Origin of the sequence: Corynebacterium poyangense (genome assembly GCF_014522205.1) — a bacterium.
Lineage (GTDB): Bacteria > Actinomycetota > Actinomycetes > Mycobacteriales > Mycobacteriaceae > Corynebacterium > Corynebacterium poyangense.
This window is the reverse complement of record NZ_CP046884.1, coordinates 488,524-508,446: the sequence shown is the minus strand read 5'-3', so window position 1 is coordinate 508,446 and position 19,923 is coordinate 488,524. Positions and strand designations below refer to the sequence as shown.

At 49.7% G+C, this 19,923-nt stretch carries 16 protein-coding genes; 7 read left to right on the top strand and 9 right to left on the bottom strand.

Translation table 11 applies throughout. From position 1 onward, the window contains the following. Window positions 1-151: 151 nt before the first annotated feature. The 4 genes from GP475_RS02415 to rplN all read right to left on the bottom strand — a co-directional run bounded on the left by GP475_RS02415 (window position 152) and on the right by rplN (window position 2,358). Complete coding sequence (locus GP475_RS02415) at window positions 152-937, bottom strand: formate/nitrite transporter family protein (protein WP_187975070.1); 786 nt, start codon at window positions 935-937, stop codon at window positions 152-154. A gap of 180 nt (window positions 938-1,117) precedes the next feature. Then, window positions 1,118-1,672, bottom strand: coding sequence for a 50S ribosomal protein L5 (gene rplE, locus GP475_RS02410; RefSeq protein ID WP_187975069.1), 555 nt, complete (start codon window positions 1,670-1,672; stop codon window positions 1,118-1,120). Between the two features lie 2 nt (window positions 1,673-1,674). After that, window positions 1,675-1,989 carry a 50S ribosomal protein L24 gene (gene rplX / locus GP475_RS02405; protein ID WP_187975068.1) on the bottom strand — a complete coding sequence of 105 codons (315 nt, stop codon included), beginning with the start codon at window positions 1,987-1,989 and terminating at the stop codon, window positions 1,675-1,677. Further along, window positions 1,990-2,358 (bottom strand): 50S ribosomal protein L14, encoded by a 369-nt coding sequence (rplN, locus tag GP475_RS02400; protein ID WP_187975067.1) that lies wholly within the window; start codon window positions 2,356-2,358, stop codon window positions 1,990-1,992. Window positions 2,359-2,620: 262 nt separating this feature from the next. On the opposite strand from rplN, the gene GP475_RS02395 reads away from it, so the two are divergent. The 3 genes from GP475_RS02395 (at window position 2,621) to GP475_RS02385 (ending at window position 6,361) form a co-directional block, all read left to right on the top strand. After that, a complete protein-coding gene (locus GP475_RS02395; RefSeq protein ID WP_187975066.1) occupies window positions 2,621-3,925 on the top strand; it encodes a YncE family protein in 1,305 nt (434 codons plus the stop codon). A 697-nt stretch (window positions 3,926-4,622) separates the two neighbouring features. After that, window positions 4,623-5,762, top strand: coding sequence for a sensor histidine kinase (locus GP475_RS02390; protein ID WP_187975065.1), 1,140 nt, complete (start codon window positions 4,623-4,625; stop codon window positions 5,760-5,762). After that, window positions 5,759-6,361 carry a response regulator gene (locus GP475_RS02385; protein WP_223144674.1) on the top strand — a complete coding sequence of 201 codons (603 nt, stop codon included), beginning with the start codon at window positions 5,759-5,761 and terminating at the stop codon, window positions 6,359-6,361. Before GP475_RS02390 ends, GP475_RS02385 begins: the two co-directional genes overlap by 4 nt. Here the strand turns inward: GP475_RS02385 and GP475_RS02380 are convergent. Together GP475_RS02380 and GP475_RS02375 are read right to left on the bottom strand one after the other, a co-directional pair. Beyond that, on the bottom strand, window positions 6,354-7,730 hold the full coding sequence (locus tag GP475_RS02380) for an ABC-2 family transporter permease (protein ID WP_187975063.1): 1,377 nt from the start codon (window positions 7,728-7,730) through the stop codon (window positions 6,354-6,356). The two genes, GP475_RS02385 and GP475_RS02380, sit on opposite strands and share 8 nt — an antisense overlap. Beyond that, window positions 7,727-8,416, bottom strand: a complete 690-nt coding sequence (locus tag GP475_RS02375) for an ATP-binding cassette domain-containing protein (protein ID WP_187975062.1) — start codon at window positions 8,414-8,416, stop codon at window positions 7,727-7,729. Before GP475_RS02375 ends, GP475_RS02380 begins: the two co-directional genes overlap by 4 nt. A gap of 712 nt (window positions 8,417-9,128) precedes the next feature. On the opposite strand from GP475_RS02375, the gene GP475_RS02370 reads away from it, so the two are divergent. Next, a complete protein-coding gene (locus GP475_RS02370) occupies window positions 9,129-11,045 on the top strand; it encodes an LGFP repeat-containing protein (protein ID WP_187975061.1) in 1,917 nt (638 codons plus the stop codon). Window positions 11,046-11,197: 152 nt separating this feature from the next. Continuing rightward, the gene (locus tag GP475_RS02365) at window positions 11,198-11,995 is read left to right on the top strand and encodes a hypothetical protein (RefSeq protein ID WP_187975060.1); all 798 of its coding nucleotides are present in this window, start codon (window positions 11,198-11,200) and stop codon (window positions 11,993-11,995) included. Between the two features lie 48 nt (window positions 11,996-12,043). On the opposite strand, the gene GP475_RS02360 is transcribed toward GP475_RS02365, so the two are convergent. Further along, window positions 12,044-12,826, bottom strand: a complete 783-nt coding sequence (locus tag GP475_RS02360) for a putative hydro-lyase (RefSeq protein WP_187975059.1) — start codon at window positions 12,824-12,826, stop codon at window positions 12,044-12,046. Window positions 12,827-12,883: 57 nt separating this feature from the next. On the opposite strand from GP475_RS02360, the gene GP475_RS02355 reads away from it, so the two are divergent. Beyond that, window positions 12,884-14,497, top strand: coding sequence for a dihydroxyacetone kinase family protein (locus tag GP475_RS02355; RefSeq protein ID WP_187975058.1), 1,614 nt, complete (start codon window positions 12,884-12,886; stop codon window positions 14,495-14,497). Window positions 14,498-14,863: 366 nt separating this feature from the next. Here the strand turns inward: GP475_RS02355 and GP475_RS02350 are convergent, their stop codons facing one another. Next, on the bottom strand, window positions 14,864-16,465 hold the full coding sequence (locus GP475_RS02350) for an ATP-binding cassette domain-containing protein (RefSeq protein WP_187975057.1): 1,602 nt from the start codon (window positions 16,463-16,465) through the stop codon (window positions 14,864-14,866). Window positions 16,466-17,534: 1,069 nt separating this feature from the next. Between GP475_RS02350 and GP475_RS02345 the strand changes: the two genes are divergently transcribed. Then, on the top strand, window positions 17,535-18,386 hold the full coding sequence (locus tag GP475_RS02345) for a hypothetical protein (RefSeq protein WP_187975056.1): 852 nt from the start codon (window positions 17,535-17,537) through the stop codon (window positions 18,384-18,386). A 208-nt stretch (window positions 18,387-18,594) separates the two neighbouring features. Here the strand turns inward: GP475_RS02345 and GP475_RS02340 are convergent, their stop codons facing one another. After that, on the bottom strand, window positions 18,595-19,842 hold the full coding sequence (locus tag GP475_RS02340) for an MFS transporter (RefSeq protein WP_187975055.1): 1,248 nt from the start codon (window positions 19,840-19,842) through the stop codon (window positions 18,595-18,597). Window positions 19,843-19,923: the final 81 nt, after the last annotated feature.

The following is a 19,923-nucleotide window of genomic DNA, read 5'->3' as shown; positions in this document are numbered from 1 at the left end:
GATTTAGTGCTCAGTGCGGTGGAGCTAATCGTGCCCCGGCAACCACACCACTGGGGACCTCGTCACTGTTTCCGGGGCTATTACTCAACAAGCTGGGCTGACTCTTTTACCTGACTTTGGTTGGAAGTACACCAAGTAAGAGGAGGGTTGATTAGTCTCGATAGGCCTCGCTACCTCGGTTTAACCAGGCGTACAAGCTGCCGATGAGCAGTCCACCACCAATGAAGTTGCCGAGGAAAACCAATACCCAATTCAGGAGGACATGAGCGGGAGTCATTGCCTCGATCATCGGGTTAGCACTAAAGAAAGTAATGCTCATTAGCGAGAAATTAGCGATGACGTGTTCTAAGCCGAGGCCGACGAAGATGGCGATGAGGGGAACGATGACAAAGAATTTGGAGACAATGTCCTTAGCGAAAATTGCCCCGACAATCCCCATATTGACCACAAAGTTCGCCATGATTGCTTCAACAAACATGTGGACCGGGGATTTGACTAGTTTTCCTTGAGATAAGGTGGCTATCAGGTGATCTGGCCCCATGCCGCTGAACTTTGCTGATAGTCCCAGGCCGGCGGCGATGATGATAGCTCCTACCAGGTTAAGCAAAGTTGTGACCACTACGACGGTAACAGCTCTGCCCCAGCCCACTTGCCGGGTGGTAGCACCATAGCTGAAGAACATCATGTTTCCGGTGGCGAGTTCAGCTCCCAGAATAACGATGCTGAACAGGCCGAGGCCGAAGAGCAGAGCAAAAACTACTCCGCCCATGCCTGCAGCGTGCTTTTCTACTGCGTTTCCTGCAACCCCGGCGAAGGCAGTACCCAGCGTCAGGTAAGCACCAGCCAACACTGCTCGAACCCCGAATCGCCCAAAATCTTCCCGAAACAAGGAGTCCTTTTTCTTCACTGCAGCCGCAGCACTGTCGTTTAAACTCATGTGACTTACCTTACTGTATGGAACTCTTTTTTCTCACCAGAAACTATATAAAGCTGGCGAGTTCTTCAGCCGCCCCATCTGCTACTTTCAGGAAGGAAAAGTAGGCATATAAGTATGGCGAAGGCCCCTTGCGTTCAAGGAGGCCTTCGCCATTGTCTTCAGTAGCAGGTACTGAATTATTTACTTCTTGAAGGGGAAGCCAAGCTCACGGAGCAATGCTCGTCCCTCATCATCGTTGGTCGCAGTGGTAACGACGGTGATGTCCATACCGCGCGGACGATCAACTTTGTCCACATCAATCTCGTAGAACATGGTTTGCTCGGTGAGACCGAAGGTGTAGTTGCCGTTTCCATCGAATTGACGATCAGACAAACCACGGAAGTCACGAATACGAGGAAGCGCCACGGTTAAGAGACGGTCCAAGAATTCCCACATCCGGTCACCGCGCAGAGTGACTTTCGCGCCGATGGGCATTCCTTCGCGGAGCTTGAAGTTAGCAATAGATTTCCGTGCCCGACGAAGCTGGGGTTTCTGGCCGGTAATGAGAGCCAGATCATTCATCGCACCGTTGATGAGCTTGGAGTCACGAGCGGCGTCGCCCACACCCATGTTGACCACGATCTTGGTCAATCCGGGAATCTGCATGACGTTGTCATACTTGAACTCATCGTTAAGCTTGGTGCGGATTTCCTCGCGATAGGTTGTTTTGAGACGGGGGGTGTATTTCTCAGCCATTCTTAGATGTCCTTCCCGTTACGACGCGAGATACGGACCTTCCGGCCATTCTCGTCGAAGCGGTAGCCAACACGGGTCGGGTTACCGTCAGAATCGAGAACCATCACCTTGGAGACATGAATCGGAGCCTCCTGGGTGACAATGCCACCGGACTCAGCACCACGCTCGGGGGCAGAGTTTGCGACGTGCTTCTTAACGCGATTAACGCCTTCTACCAGAACTTTCTCGGTCTTCGGGAAAGCCTTGATAACTTTCCCCTTAACGCCTTTGTCCCGGCCAGAAATGACGAGAACCATATCGCCCTTATGAATCTTCATTTAGATTACCTCCGGAGCCAGCGAGACGATCTTCATGAACTTCTTCTCACGCAGCTCGCGGGCAACCGGCCCGAAGATGCGGGTACCACGAGGTTCATTGTCATTCCGGATCAATACCGCAGCATTTTCATCGAAAGCGATGTAGGAGCCGTCGGGACGACGGGTTTCCTTCTTAGCACGGACAATCACTGCTTTGACAATGTCACCAGCTTTGACGTTTCCACCGGGGGTAGCGTGCTTGACAGTGGCAACGATGGTGTCACCAATGCCAGCAAAGCGTCGAGTGGAGCCACCGAGAACGCGGATGCACAGGATTTCCCGGGCACCGGTGTTATCAGCGACTTTCAGACGCGATTCTTGCTGAATCACTGAGAGTCTCCTTTTCGACCTGGTTTTCTGTTGTGCGTGGAATTTCCGACCCTCACGCACGCGGTCGGCATATAACGCAACTCACTGTGGATTGATCATTAATCCCCCAGTAAGCAACCTGAGCATTATGACATAAGCCAGCATGGGCTGGCAAATAGGAGCAATGGCGGTCATCTTCGAAGGGAAAATCAGTAAGAAATCTGTGTATAAAAGCAAAGAAACATATTTGAAAATGATTCCCAAATATGGTCTTCTTAGGGGTATGAAAAAGACTCTATTCCGCACCGGCGCAATCGCGGTTTCCGCCGCCTTGCTTGTATCTTGCTCCGCCCAGGGCGGAGACTCCGCAACCTCATCATCCTCTGTGGGTTCTTCCGCCTCCGAATCCTCCTCCGCCCCTACTACACCGAATGTCGAAGCCCCCGGCAAACCTGCACAATTAGCCGAAGTCCGCCACCAGACCCCGCGCGTCGCCCTTTCTTATGACGGAGGAGTTATGGTTCTTGATGCCGGGAACCTGGACAAGGGCGAGGCTCCCAAAATGGTTAAGGAGCTTGATAAAGATGGCTACCTGCGGCTCAATTCCGCTGGCGATGACCGCCACGTCTTTGTCTCCACTGGCAAAGATTTCGAAGTTCTCGATATCGGCTCCTACCATGTACCGCACGGCGATCACTCCCACTACTACGCCGGTGACCCCTCGTTCACCGGATTCAAGGCAGAGGGCGCTAAGCCTGGTCATGTCACTACCAACGGTAAAAAAGCAGTACTTTTTGACGATGAAACCGGGGATGTCACCACCATCAACCTGGAAAACTTCACCGTGGCTGACGCCTTCCAAGTTTCACCTCACCACGGAATTGGACACCTTAATGAGGATGGCACCTACATGGTGACCATTGCCGATAAAGAAGGAAAACGAATTGGTGTAGCCCAGGTAAAACCCGACGGAACCGAAATCAAGCGCTTTGAACAGTGCCCCGACGCCCACGGCGCTAAGGAAGCAGCCGACGGAGCGCTATTTGTGGGATGCACCGACGGTGGCCTGATTTATAAGGATGGCAACGTCACCAAGGTGAAAGCCCCGGATACTTACGGACGTATCGGTAATCAGGCCGGATCTAAAGACAGCAAATATATCTTGGGCGATTACAAGACAGATAAGAAAGCTGCCGAGGAAGAAAAACTGGAACGCCCGGAGCGGGTTTCGATCATTGATACCTCTAATGGGGACATCAAGCTTGTTGATCTGGGTACCTCCTACACTTTCCGTTCCCTTGCTATGACCGATGAAGGCCAGGCTGTAGTGCTGGGCACCGACGGCAGCTTGCATATCATTGATCCGGAACAGGGCAAGGTTGTGAAGACCATCAATGTCATTAGCCCTTGGAAGGAATCCGAAACCTGGCAGGATCCGCGCCCAGCGCTGTCAGTCCAGGGAAACGCGGCGTATGTCACTGATCCGGCCACCAATACCTTGCATGTCATTGACCTCAAGGGTGAAAAAGAAGCGCACAAAGTTGAGCTGCCGCATACCCCGGATGAGATTGTTATGAGCGAAGGATAAAAACACCCCCTGCTAATTACGGTCTCAATGCCCCCCCCCGATCGGACAATGCCGAGCGGGGGCTTTCTGATGAGGGCTACTAACATCCAGCCCCGCCCTGGATTATAAAAATCCGTGAGCTACGTATCAGAATGAAGCGGTCGATACCGAGGGCGTTAAGCAACACCTGGAACCTTGAGAATCAATATTGAGAATTTGATGAGCAGTCACTGCACGGCATGAGGATGAGAGCACTATATATAAGGGGAAACACAGATAACCATTCATGTATGCCACTACGACGCTGTCTACTATCTGCCCTCAAATAACCATGCGTGGGGCACTTGTCCCTAAGATCTCCGATTCTACGGCCCGGCACCTCCAATAATGCCGACGCAGCCCCATAGCTCATCCCAATAGCTATGGGATTCCTCGGGGAATATCGTCTACCCTGAGGACTGAACTCGTCAAGATATATGCACCTAAATATCAGTCGATATTAACAACCCACTATTTCCAAAGAAATTCTAATTGCGCAAAAACTCTTAGCTGAACCCAGATTCAGCACCTATATTCCCCTCAGAATAACCGTACCCGCTCAGCTGAATTTTTTGATATAATTCGAATGTCATCTTTCCTATCATCTAAGATATGGATACATCTTCTACCAGTACAGAATTTATATCAAAGTTATTTTGGAAAATAATTATGAGATCTCATGAACATCACCAAAGATGATGGGGTTAATCCACCCTTATTAGACCCTTTGGACTGGCGGTCCAGAACACGGATTTGGTGCGGAATTTTTCCAATATCAGATATTGCCTGGACTAGTTTATTTCTCCTGAGCACAGCCATCTCAATTCATCCGATTATTCTTTTCGGACCGCTAAAGTGGTATATATTTGACCTGCTCATCCACATCGGAATCACTGTCGCAGCTATTTTTCGAAAAATCTATATACAATATTCTGCTGCTGCCATTACAGTACTCTTCCTTCTTTTTCTTCTCGTTACTGCACTAACCCCAGTTAATTTAGGAATAAGTCCAATACTTTTCGCTGCACCGCTAAGTCTATGGACAGTTACTAGATGGGGTTCTGGCAGTATATTTTTCCTTCTTCTCGCATCCGCTGGGGCTGTCGTAAATCCCGGGGTCTTCGCACCCCCTATCCTAGGAGGTTTCGCTCCCCAACGAATTATCATATTCGGCATCCCCGCGGTGGTCCTGGTAGTGGGGTGTTACGCACATGCTCAGTGGCTAAGAAACCAAGCCGTCAAGAGATATAACGAGGTCACTAATGCTACTTTGCACCAGCGGATTACCTTGTCTCGTGAACTGCATGATGTTGTGGGCCACGGACTAACAGCTATTAAGGTCACTGCCCAAACAGCTCTATATTTGGACCAACCTCGTGAGAGTTTAACGCAGATCCTTGAGCTCACCGAGCGTTCCCTTGCTGATGTTCGCGCGTTAGTTGAAACTCTGAATGGCTCTGATATCCCCAACGCTGACCCAGCAATGATCCCATACTTCATACAACACAGTGGGATTCACGCTGATTTACCGGACAATCTCACTGTGGCACAGTCGTGGCCTTTGCGGTATCGCATTGCCCTGGTTCGGGCGGTCCAGGAAATATGTACTAACGCTCTTAAACATGGAGCTTCACCAGGAACTCTGGCATTGGATATCAACTCAGAAGGCTTTGTTCTTGAGGCACATAATCCGGTTGGCAAATCCGGCGTTGGAACTGGCTCTGGGCTCAGTAATATTCGGGACCGTATATCGGGAATAGGTACGATGCATTATGAAGTTCATGATGGCTGGTTCACGCTGAGGATATGTGTGCCATGATTAGAGTGCTTATTGCCGAAGATCAAGCTGCAATACGAGCCGCTTTTAGTGCCTTGATTTCCGCCCAACCCGACATGACGGTGGTTTATGCCGCGCGCAATGGCCTTGAAGCTATCTCACATCCGGCTGATGTCGCTGTACTTGACATTCGTATGCCGATTATGGATGGCATCGAAGCTGCCCGGAAGCTGCAATGCCCTGCCCTGATGCTTACTACCTTTCGCGAGGAATCACTGATTCTGGCTGCTCTTGAAGCAGGTGCACAAGGTTTTCTGCTTAAGGATTCCTCTCCAGAAATGCTGCTTGACGCTATCCGACGCATTGCCCGCGGTGAAAGTTATTTAGATCCGACGATTACAGCAACCGTTCTGAAGCATGTTCACTCTTCACAAACTTCAGTATCTACACCAGGAATGACTGAACGTGAGTCAGAGATTTTGACACTTATCTGCCAAGGGTTGAGTAATCGTAGAATCGCTGATCACTTGAAGATCGCAGAAACAACGGTAAAAACACATATCAAGAATCTATTGAGAAAAACTGACACCTCTGACCGAGTGAATTTGGTGATTTGGGCTGCTCGCCACGATCTTATCTAGGTTTTGCTGACATTCTCCGGTTGCTGATAGCACCAACAATCAGCGCTACGAACCAAGTTATAGCAACTATAATTAGCCAGTATTCTGGGTGCTCATGAACCACCCAATCCCAAGCCCAGGGTGCAGATATCCACCACCAACCTGATTCAGCAAGCACACTGGCACCAGCCATAAGGCTCCAGATGAAGATGAGGAATGAACCGGCGATTGCTAGACCCTCTGATATCACTGCCGAAAATGCAACAACAACCAATATCATGGCCACGATTCCCGGCATAACCATTACCTGATATGGCAAGGGAGAATTCATTCCAATAAACATGCCACCCAGTGAAAACACTACTAGCAGCGGTACATAAACGAGCAGCAATAGGGTTCTGAATAGTGTCCTGTGTCCTGGGCGAAAGAGTAAACCACGCCATGCGTCTTGATGGGCATGCCAGGCCGTGATTCCAGCGATCGTTGTTCCTAGTGGTAAACAGATAAGCGAATAAAATCCGCTTGCCGTTTCAGCTCCATAACGCATCCGCATGATAAGCAGCAACGTAATCATCATTACGCTCAAGACCGCCCACCCTTTCCAGGGCAATGCTATTGCAAGTGCTCTCCATTGGGAGGTACGTACTTGGTTCCCCACTCGAACATCCCTGATGAGACGGTCATGGCCCTTAGTTCTAACCCGATGGCGGATCAACGAAACTCCGACGCACCAACATACGACGCCTACGATGAGATGAAGAACTGCAGGTAGAACTGGGTCGATACCTACCAAGTCCTCGGGTTCAGCAGGTACAGAATTAGCGTGAACCCCAAAGACTTTTAGGCTAGCTCTCATAGCCCAGCACAGCGGGTTAAGGAACCAATTCGGTGACTCCGCTCGGTACACCGACAAGATATCCCAGATAATGCCGAGCACAGGAGCTATTACCATGCTTACTTTGCCGCTTAGACTCCAGAGAAGCAGGCCCACTCCGTAGGCGCCAAGGAAGATGACTGTTTCTAGCAGGAAAAACTTCCAGCTGAATCCAACAAGTGGAAGAGGCGCGAAGAGATGGCCTATCGAAATGTAACCTAAAACCACGGCAAGCCGAGACATTTGAACACTCCATCGGTGCTCCGGGCGCCACAAGAGCCCACCATATCTTTGACGATATTCACTGTATTCAGTGATTACGGGGGTAATGAGCCCTAGCGGCAGGATGATCCCGGCTTGATAGAGATGTAGAGTCGTTAAACCTCCCACTCCCCCATGTGCTTGGATTCCTGAGTTTATGCTCCAGGCTTGAGCAGCGCTGAGAAAGACAATTAGTGGAGTAGCCATTCGGAAGCTGAGCCAGGAGCGAATTATCTCTGCACGTAGAAACTTCATGATTTGTCCCTGCTATAGCGGAAAAAAGCATCTTCGAGACTTTCGCCTTCTTCAGCAACATCGTTTAAGGGTCCCTCGTATTTCATCGTGCCCTGTCCGAGGATTCCAACATCATCAACCATGTGCGCAACTTCTCCCAGTTGATGGGAAGAAATAATGACAGTTTTTCCTTCTTTTGCGAGCCGACGTATCAGTAGACGCAGATCCTTGATACCTTGCGGGTCTAGTCCATTTTGCGGCTCATCTAGAATAAGCAGCGGCGGATCAGTCAGTAGAGCCATTGCCAACGCCAACCTAACTTTCATCCCCGTAGAAAAACTTCGCGCTCGTTTTGACCCTGAATCAAGATCGACGACATCGAGAACTTCCTCTATCCTCACCGGGTTGGTGCCTGTGAGTAAAGCATGAACTTTGAGGTTTCCTCTCGCCGATAGTTGCGGATAAAATGCAGGTCCGTTAATGCTGGCACCGATCACCGTCCGATCCACCTGCCGGTCCCCGAAGGTGATGCTCCCACTGAAAGGTATTAACCCCACAATCGCATTAAAAAGAGTGGATTTGCCGGCACCATTAAGCCCGAGCAATCCATATACTCGACCTGGTAGTATGCATGCATTCACACCGTCCAATACCTTCGTTTTCCCATAGGCCACACAGACGTTGCGAAGCTCAAGTATTTTTGCCATAACTCGAAAACTAAAGCCAAAGTTTCATGAGCAACTCCTCCCTGAGGAGGAGGGAGATAACATTTCCTCCCTCAGGAGGAGTGATCACCGGATGCGCATTCATTCAGTTCTAGAACACAGTTATTGTCTTAGGCGGTAGCTCCTCAAGAACTCTTTGCACGGAAGACATGTGCCTTCGCGTCTACATCACAGGCCATGCCAGAACTCCGTGAGAGTCCAAGGATCCCTGTCAGAGTGCAGACATCCGGTCACCCGCAGAAAACCATTAACCTTTTCCTTACCAAAATAAGATGCCCGCCTCTGTTCTGATGGCGAAATGCTTCGAACAAACCAGAATTCAGCTCATCCGATCAGCACAGATCAACCATATGTAGCACTCACTCATTAGTTATCTGCCAGCTAAGAACTCATCCTCGGAGTTCAGCACAATACCCTCAGGTTTCTAGATAGGGTCAAAGCGTGAAAATGACTTGCGCTAGTACTGCCCGCAAACCTTACCCCGGGTGAAAATAGCGGTTGTACAAGTACTTCAGGACTTACATAACCTTCGTTGATACTTCTTTTTAAGGCGATCTACCTATATAGAATGCAGGCACGCCATATATATAATAGATAATACTATTCTTATTTAGTGATCTACAACACTTTATATGATATCTTGTTTTCTTAAAGAAACTTTTAAGAATTGACCGAGATCCGCTAAGGAGCAGCTATGCATTGGCGACGCACAATTTTTACACTGGCGATATCTATAACACTAGGGGTGTGCGCTGATCAGTCCGCTGTAGCAGCCCCTTCACTAACCAGAGACACTGATCGGCAAAACAACACTAGCTCGCAAGTAGAGGCATTTTTAGGCACAGAAGATTCTCCAACAGTAGACAGCGAAAGTGACAGCATGTCGCTCAGTCAACCTATAACGCCGAGTTATATTACCAACGCTGTAAACGAGGCTACCTACACCGACGATCCGGTCAGTTTCGGAGAAGTGGGCGGGCTAACCCAAGAGGAAGTGGAAGCTGCGCAGCAAATAGCTAGGGAAACACTTGCTGATGGAAATCCAAAGCAAACTGTCTCTCCGGGACTGATGTGGTCGGATCGTATTGGCCTTCCTCCCGGAGCTGATAAGACTACGGCGGATCAAGCTGAGATAGAGTTTGCCCGGGACAAAGCTGAACGTGACGCAGTTGAGCAGGCTCGCCGCGAAGGACGGTTGGTCGGCACAGACCGTAGCGAAAACTGCGTTAGCGTTCCGTTTAATCCGCATCAGGTGTGCGGCGCGATTGGTGAGCGCTACCAGCAGCTTGGTGGAGTAACCAGTTGGCTACTCTGGCCAGTGTCGGGGGAGATTATGAATCCGGATGGGGTGGGTTATAGACAGGAATTCAAAAACGGTTATATCTATTGGCATCCCTCGACCGGGGCTCATGCTATAGCAATTAATAATTATCGTGTATGGGCCAAAAACGGGTTCGAAACCGGGTGGTTGGGTTACCCGGTGGGTGGAGAAGTACCAGTGAAGGGATCTTCTCCCCTAGAAGGTGAATTGAACGGATGGGTGCAGCAATTCCAAGGCGGCAGATTGTACCGTACTCCAGTTACGCAGGGCTCGCGGGTTGCTGCCATTACAGGTGAAATTTTAAAACGTTGGGAAGCAATAGGAGGACCGTCAAGCGTGCTAGGCTTCCCGGTGAGTGACGAGACCGCCGCGCCAGACAATAGGGGCAGGTTTAACGTCTTTCAGTTTGGATCATTGTGGTGGCATCCAGAGACGGGAGCGTGGGAGGTTCCACAATCGGTAGATACTTTATGGAACTTAGCTGACGGGGTCACTGGCCCGTATGGATATCCTATTGGCGAGACCAAAGTGAATGAGTATCACATTCCTTACGAAACTCCTTTCCAACACGACACACTCAATATTTGGACTGAGCTAGATAAAGATGAGTGGGTACAAACTCCCGACGGAAAGACAGTATCCAAGCTTCTACTTCAGATTATGGGCGGCAACCAAGCATCTTCTCGCCAGGGTAGAGCTATAGGAGATGAGTTCACAGATCCGGCTACTGGTGAAAAACTAAAGATTGTGAAGGAAGGCAAAAACTCTTATGGAGAGGATGAGATACGGCTATCTAATGGCAAAGGAAGTCATGTTTCCACCTGCTCCTGGTCATACCATTCCCTTGATTCAAATCCTTTCGTGAAGGTTCCAACGGACTACAGGTATATAGCCTGCCACATGCCAAGGCGCTACACCCCACAGAATTCGCCAGCCCTAAAGAACTATTACATTAACGATGAAAAACTGAGCCTTCATGACTTCTGTTCAATCAGCCCCGACTGGTGGGCTGCGCAAACCGAAGAAGCGAACCCCGTATCAGGAAATTCACCTGTGGCGGATTTGAGAGGCCCATGCGCACGGCATGACCAGTGCTATGAAAAAATGCTGAAGCCCGGTGGCGTCCGAAGCTTTGAAATGAGGCACGAATGTGACAAACGGCTAAGAGCGGACATCTTTGAGACCAGTAAACCTATGGGTTTTGAAGCGGCAAACAGGGTTTCAACTTTGTATTACTTAACAGTCTTTCATGTGCAGGGAACTAAACCAGGATCACCTCGGTGGCCATGATTTTCTTCTATAGCTGGGGGTTACCCCTGAAAAAGGAATGAGCGCTATTTATGGATAGAACCGAACCAGCCAAAGCTGATTTCGCACTCGACCAAGCACTATCACTTTTACTATTTGCCCCTATCACCCTAACCAGTGCTGCCGCTATCATCGTGCCCCTCAACCCACTCCAAAACGGTCCCTACTACAATTACGACCCCTTCGATCTTGGAGAACCCCTGGCTTTTACTCCCCTTGGCGCACAAATCCTCATCTTTGCTGGAATTCTCACCCGAATCACACGCCGGCTGACAACAAAATACCCACACATACCGCCATACACTGCCCGCGTTCTTTTCGCTCTCACATGGATAGCCTGGATCCTTTACGGCCTTGATGGGGGCATCCGGGTAGCTGTCCTCATCTTCGCAATCATACTCGGAGCAACAGCCTGCATCCCGTGGACAAAAATACCACCCCTCTCACACCTTAAACACCCCAATCCACAAGAGTGGAAACCCGAAATAAAAAGTGCACTTTTTTCCTTCGCTATAATAATTATCCCAATTTTAGCGATCTTTTTATACTTCAACACTCCCCCCATTTTTGTCCCTACATCAAACTCTCATATTTATGAAGCGGTGTATAAATACCTCTTTGGCTTCTACTACAGTGCTCTTCTCGGATTTGTATTTCATTATCCCTTTATCATCCCACTATGGGTAATTCTTGTTTTCTATTCAGCCCGCTTACGGTGGAGAACAGGGCTATACGCCGTAGGAGCATCATTAATCGGGTGTGGAATACTGTGGGCAGCAAGCTTCGAATACCATGACCAAGGAATCACGTTCCAGAAATTCCCCTACCTGGATAGCTATCTAACGTTCATCGCCACCGTTTTATCAGCATTCCTAGTCGGAAAAACCAACTGGAAAAAACTCGTCCCCACTAAACGCACAAAGCAGCATTAATAATTTAGTGTTTGGTGGGCATAAAACTGAGAATATAGTGCTAATCCCTCAGGGAATCTGATAGTTCATATCTCTTATATCTGTCACCAGCATTTTCCCTGGGGCGTGGGTGATAGCGAAGTCCGGGCGTGAATTCATCACTATTGCTTGAGGGGTTACGCCACAGGCCCAAAACACCGGCACGGTTCCGTCGGGAATATCTACCGCATCTCCGTAATCGGGCTGAGCAAGATCATCAATGCCAATGCTAGCCGGATCCCCAATGTGCACTGGCGCCCCATGAACTTCTGGATAGCGCGAGGTTATCCGCACCGCATCAACTATCCGATCCTGTGGAATAGGTCGCATGGACACCACCATATTTCCGGAGAAGATACCTGCCGGGGCACAGGGTAAACAGGAATTAAACATCGGCACATTCCTACCCTGTTCTATGTGTGCCAGGGGAATACCATTGTCGTAGAGCGCAGTTTCAAAACTAAAGGAACAGCCAATAAGAAAGGCAACCATATCATCTGACCATTCTTCAAGGACGTTGGTCTTTTCCTCAGTAAACACTCCGTCGCGGTAAATCCGGTAGGCCGGAATATCCGTACGGATGTCCCCACCAGGAAACAGCTCAGAATTAAGTTGACCTGCTTCTAAGACCCCCACCACAGGACAGGGTTTGGGATTTCTTTGCGCAAATACTAAAAAATCAAAGGCATAACGTTGGGGAACAGCTAAGAGATTAGCTTGCATATATCCCCGGGCATAGCCTGCGGTAGTAACCATGTTCTCAGTACGGGCACGTTCCCGTACCTGGGCTGGCGTCATGTCAGAATTCTCCATAGCAACCATCCTAATTTTCCGCATCGCCCTTCTTGGCTGTTTTTGTACAGTGGCCTCATGGCTAAGAATTCTGAAATCCGTTCCTTTCTTAATGAACCTGATCACTTTCTGCCTGAGTCCCTGGGCGGTCTTGTTGCGGCAACCCCTAGTTTGCGCTGGGATTCCCGGGGTTTTCTTCACCATAAGAATTCTGCCGTTGATAAAAACTCGCAACCGGCTGTGGCCGTTATTTCTGGTGGCGGTTCTGGGCATGAACCCCTCCACGCTGGGTTTATTGGTGAGGGGATGCTGTACGCCGCTGTTCCAGGGCTCATGTTCACGTCTCCCAACGCGGTGCAAATCACCGAAGCCACCCGCGCGGCAGATAATGGTCGCGGAGTGGTGCACATCGTGAAAAACTACACCGGCGATGTCATGAATTTTCATGTTGCCCGTGAACACTGCCAGGACATCCATACTGAATTTGTCCTGGTCGATGATGATGTTGCCACCAACACTCAGGATGAAGATGACGGCCCTGGGCGTCGAGGCACCGCCGCCACGATTTTTGTAGAAAAGGTTGCTGGGGCTGCTGCCTGGATGGGTAAGAATATTTCGGAGGTTAGTGAGGTTGCCCGCTGGGTAGCCCAGAACTCCCGTTCCATGGCCGCCGCAATGTCCCCTGGCCATGCCCCTACCACGGGTAATAGCACATTTGATTTGCCCTCCGGCCATATGGAGGTAGGCGTCGGAATCCATGGAGAACGCGGTACCGATACCCAGCCAGCTACGGATGCCCACACCATTAGCGCAAATCTCCTCAATGCAATTCTTGAAGACCTTCATCTCCAGCCCCAGGAGGAGGTCGCTCTGCTGATCAACGGGTTAGGTGGCACCACCTCTTTGGAACTCCACCTAGTCTTTGGACAATGCCTTCAGCTTTTAGAAAAGCAGAATATTAAGGTCCGACGCGGACTTGTCGGGAATTTTGTGACCTCGGTAAATATGGCGGGACTATCCATTACTCTTACTCGAGTCACCGAGGAGATCCTCGAATTATTTGATGCTCCCACTACCGCCCCAGCTTGGCCACAGACCATAGCCCATGATCCTCATTATGAGGTTGCCAAACCTGAATTTGGTCTAGAGCAGCCCACCCAAGGTGTAAAGAATATCCCCTATACCCGCTTTACCCAGCGGGTTGTGGAACATATCGAGGAACTCACCGATTTAGATCGACAAGCTGGCGATGGAGATTTCGGGCACAATATGGCGGCGGCTTTGCGCGACCTTTCCCTCCCCCTTCACGGCAGCGACTCCGACGTAGCGGAATTTCTTTCTCGTCGCTTCCTAGTCAGGGCAGGCGGAACAAGTGGCGCAGTCTTTGGAACTCTTTTCCACCATTTAGCACAAGGATCTTTAACCGACGCTTGCCAAGCAGTGCAGGATCTTGGCGGTGCGAAAAAAGGGGATCGCACAGTAGTGGATGCCTTGCAACCAGCTGCTGAAGCAGAAGCTGCGGGAAAATCCGCCGCCGAGATTATAGCTGCTAGCCAGAAAGGTGCGGAGTCCACCGCTTTACTTCAAGCGAAGAAAGGCCGGGCATCATATCTGGGGAAACGGTCTCAGGGGATTATAGATCCCGGCGCACTTGTGGTTTCTTGGCTGGTAGAAGCCCTATACCAGCACTAAATACAGCCGAATAGTTTTAGCTAAAACGAGCAGATTCGGTCTCACCTAACGCGTGGGCAAGTTAGCGGCTTTTCTATAGCAGCTCAACGACCTACGTGAATTCTGCTTTCGTGGGACAATACTCCCTATCCATTTAGCCTCGAAAAAATAATGAACCGAATGGCAAAACGCCCGTAGCTGCCCATTTCCCTTCTTTCACCTGGGCTCTTGGTTGATATAACATCCACCCACCAGGCACATTGTTCAGTGACCCACAACACTTTATCTGGCAATTTGTTTCCTTACGTATCCCTGGCCTATACCGACCGGCTGATTGATGCTTGTCTGGTGGCACCGTGGGTGACTCATATTGCTCGGTTCAGTGGGTCACTTCCGAGGGCTCACCCACACAACGGGGTCCGAGTCAGACCTGGGGGCGCGGGAATCATGGGTCGCCACGATCACCGGAGTCGAGGCGGCCTTCTCGATAATGAGCTCCCACACAATGTCAGACCAACCTTGATCCAAACCTGCTGTGGGTTCGTCCAGCACTATGAGTTCAGCGTCATCGTCAAGCAGCGTGCGAAGCAGCACGATCCGCCGGGATTCGCCACCCGAGGTACTTGAAGATGTGGGTTTGAGAGCTTCGCGGCTCCGTTGCCCTCGTTGTGTGAACGCGTCCAGTCCTAGCCTTTCGAGTAGTGTTTCAGTTTCACCGCCATCCCTACCAAGTCGGATGTTATCTTCCACAGTGGCACCGATCAGCCTATTCTCCTGAGGGAGATAAGCGACTCGGCCTTTAGCTACCACAGGTACGTCTTCTTCGTTAACAATCCGCTCTAGCTGGGAGCTGGTACCCCGAAGGCCAAGAAGCTCTTCAAGCAGACTGGACTTGCCAGCCCCACTGGGGCCAATGACCCACGTAGGGCGTCCAGCAACGCACGGAACGAGGCCAGAAAAGTTTGCAGAAGATATGGGTAATTCGCTCTGGGTATTCTCTAGCACGGCGATTGCACCCTTCCACTGGGCTTCTGCCTGCACAATCGCGGAGAAGCCAAATCCTAGCGATTGGAGCGACATAATACTTGCCGTGCAGATACCAGACACAGCAACAATATTTCCGACGAGGTCGGGACCAACCTTGCCGGATAGCGCAACCGAGTAAATTAGCGCCAGCATCGCGATCGACAAGATCACGGACTGGGCGAGATAGAGGTTGCGTGTTGCACGAGCGCGGGCGATTCCCGCGCTTGCAAGAGATCGTCGTAAGTTAAGGAAGTGCTCTTCGAGCCAACCGTTCACCCCGAAGATCTTTGCTTCACGCCACATAGCCACGACATCTACGGTGTGACTGTGGGAATTATTATCTAGAGCAACAAATTCTGCGCTCCGGTTTCTGTGACGTCGGACCAACGGAGAGCTGACCAGTATGTATCCGAGACAAGCGAGTAGGAACACTCCTCCAGTGATCCAGCCACCAGTCTTGGTCACCATGATGAGGCCAGCCAAGATTCCGACGAAGGCTGTCAACGGTCCAAAAACAAAGTTTTCCCATGCTGTGGCAGCAGCGCGGCCTGCATTCTGCATCGCCCATGTTACTTCTGAATCATTCGCCCTTGATCGAATTTTCGATGAGCAAGTGTAGGAACGCCTCAGCTCACGGAGCGACAGATTTGTTTCCAGATCGATCTTGAGTTGTTCCGTGGAGGGAATCGCAATATTCCGGAGGATCATATTGGCGCAGAATAGAGCAACATAAATGAGTACAGCGTAGAAAATACCTCTACCGCCATGCCCACTTCGGGACTCGGAGGCGCCGAAGCTGGCCACAAGAAAACCGAGGAACCAGGGAGCTAGGATGTTTGCGACGTTAGCTGAAACGTGACTGACTAGCACGAAGAAAGCACGAGATGGCGAAACCTTAAAAGCTAGCGCCAAAATATCTAATTGGAACTGAGAAACTTTACCCAAACGGGACGGGTCTGACATGAAGAACGACCTCCCTATCCAAATATCTGCGATAAAATAAAGGCGTTCTCGCGGTGTCGTCCAACGGCCGAAACCAGTGGGTCGAAACGCACCATGTCAGATAAAAGCGAGTCCACCAAATTCGAAACTGCCATAGGTGAGTAGCGGGCTAGGATTTAAATACTGAAGAAGGTCGAATAAGTCAAGCTGGCTGCATACCGGTTGATCCCCAAAGAGCGGAATAAAGGAAGATCCGGTTTCGGCAAGAGTGCGAAACCTTCAAACGATAGTTGGGTTCTCGTTAGCACGAAGATAAGCGCACCAAACGCCATCAGTCTTGAGCTCGGAAGCGAAGAACAGACTCTCTCTCAGTAACTGCAAACACTGGAAGATCTCACACAGAGCTTTTTCATTCGACTCCCCGCGAGAAAATCCGGCCGAGCAATCAGCAGCGATATTAGGAGTCCCCTCTTGGAAACAATCCGAAAACCAGAGCGCGAACAACACCTTAATGGTGCAAAAAAATGAGATTTCACGGACAGAGACAACACCGCCACAGGATTCAAAGCAAAAAGTTCCTGCGCCTCGAGGCTAAAAACCCAGTGCGCGATCAATGACTGCCGTTCGCAAAACTCTAGTATCGAATGCCGAAACGACGATGTAAACCGCCTATGAATTGCCAAGCCCGAGCTATCGCGAAAATCACTTAGGGCCGCAGGTTGAAATCGGTCTTTCGGAAGGCAGCAATTCGCAAGCGAGATTGTACAAAGACCCTTGAACTACCCCATATTCTTCTGGGCCCACCTCTCTATAGCCTCACCGACCGCGGTGGCATTCTGCGGTTTCAAGGCCGTGGTAACACCAGGGCTACTGACTCGATCAAGCTCACAGATGAAGGGCTGGGGCTGATTGACTAATATTTTCGGGATGGCTTGTACGTACAAATTAAATCCACTTTCCCAAATATCACACGCCTCAAACCAAATGCTCACAGTTTTTAATGACCCACAACACTTTATCTGGTAATTTGTTTCCCTATAAATAATTTCAGGGTCTTTACAATGCAGGGACATAGAAATGGGCACTAGTCATGGATAACCCCACACCAGCCAGAGCTGATTTCGCACTCGACCAAGCACTATCACTTTTACTCTTTGCCCCGATCACCCTAACCAGTGCAGCCGCTATCATCGTGCACTTCAACCCTCCACGTAACGGCCTCTACTACCATTACGCACCTTGGCTTTACGGAGAGCCTCTGGCTTTTACCCCCCTCGCTGCTCAAATCCTTATCCTTGCTGGAATACTCACCCGAATCACACGCCGGCTAACAACAAAATACCCACACATACCGCCATACACCGCCCGGGTTCTTTTCTTTCTTCTCTGGATAGCCTGGGGCCTTTACGCACAGGGTGGCTTTTTTCGGACAGCTATCCTCATCTTCGCAATCATACTCGGCGCAACAGCCTGCATACCGTGGACAAAAATACCACCCCTGACACACCTTAAACACCCCAACCCACAAGAATCAGAAGGCCAAAACCGAGTCATCTACCTGTCCTGTAGTGCAGTATTCGCCCTGCCACTCGCAGTATTCGTTTTCATAGTTATCTCATATTACTTTCTCGATTCCTCAATCTATTCTCTCATTACCTTCGTCACGTTCTACCCCACCGGCGTCATTTTATGGTTAATGCTTGTTGCTTATTCAGCCCGCTTACGGTGGAGAACAGGGCTATACGCTGTAGGAGCATCATTAATCGGATGTGGAATACTGTGGGCAGCAAGCTTCGAATACCATGACCAAGGAATCACGTTCCAGAAATTCCCCTACCTGGACAGCTATCTAACTTTCATCGCCACCGTTTTATCAGCATTCCTAGTCGGAAGAACCAACTGGAAAAAACTCTTCCGTATCAACCATGCAACACAAAAATAAACGTCAGTGTTAATACACGCGGAGCTCAGAGATAAATGCGATCCAAAACTCTATACACAACGGTGTGAATTATTGCCCTTAGTCTTAAAGATGCACATGTCAGTCGAAAACACGACCTCCAGATTAATCGCACGTAACGCAAGAGAGAGTTATCTGAAATCTTGAGCTAGCTTCATTAGTGCTGCTATGCCGCTGTCTTGACCCGTTTTTAGGATTCGACAGCTATGGAAGTTTGCCGCTTTGAAAGCAGGCTAGCTCCAATAAGAAATGTTATGAAAGCAATTAAGCACCATATGAGGGAGGAAACAGCGTATCCAGCGTGGTCGGCACAATATCCTCCTACCAAAGCTCCGAGTGGAACTACAAACATGACAGATGTACGCATTGACGATAGGCCGATTCCTATTTTTCCTTGAGGAAGTTTACTGACAAAAAAGTTCATAGCCGAAACGTTAATCAGCACTATAGAGACTGACCAAAGAGCGGTAGAGATTGCGGCAAAGATAAACACTGGGGCGTGTAAAACGACGATAGATAGAAATGCCAATGTCGAGAGGACTTGCCCTAGCGTTGCTAGCGTAATTAATGCTGCGAACTTGAAGTGCTCAATGAGCCGTACGGCACCGAATGATGCTAAAAGACCGGCAGTAGCACTAACGATATTGAGACTCGAAAACCCAGAGGGATCCATATTCACTTCCCGCAATAAAAACAGGGTTTTGGGTGAATCAATAAAAGCAAGACCAAGATTTCCTGCAGCAATGAGAAGAACAGGAACCAAGCATTCCTTGTTGTGAACAATAAGCCGAAAACCCGTCAAAAGTGAGCCGCCATGTTCATCCTCGTCACCTTGATGAGGGTTCTTTTCCCGGCCAACATATGCAGATTGTTGAAGTGCCTTTCTTACTGGGAAGACGATCAAGCTAAGCGCAGATAAAGCCAGTACTGCAGCCCCGATATACCCTTCCCCATATAACTCACCAGCAGCAATAAGGGCTACCACACCGGGAGCCACAATTCCGATTGCTTTGTCTGCAGATTCTAGTCGCGGAACGAGTTTTGCGTTCCCTTCCGCGTTTTGGATTGATACAGCCGTGATTATTTGGGAGTTGTCTATGAAGATCCCGACTAGAGATTGCAGCACCTGAAGAATCAGAATTGTCCAAAAGGACAATCCGGCCGAAAGATAGAGATAGGCCAGCGTCGTTAGGAGAACTAGTTTGAGGGTTAATGCTGAGATTAAGACAGTAACTGGCGGTAATGTGTCAACTATTTTTCCGATAGGTACAGCAGAAACCAAGTACAATATGACGGACAGGGAATTAAGTATCCCCAGTTCAGTGCCCACGAACCCAAGTTGGTTGACAACAACTAACTGCGTTATGAGGCCTGCGGCACTTCCGGCGAAAGCATCCAGCATATTGGAGCTAACATAGTATCTTTCGATGCGGTTCATTCATCTCCTAGCTATCCAACTGCGCTTTTACTCAAAAAACCTCCATGGGCCCACATGATAAATCTTGCTAACCCCAGATAG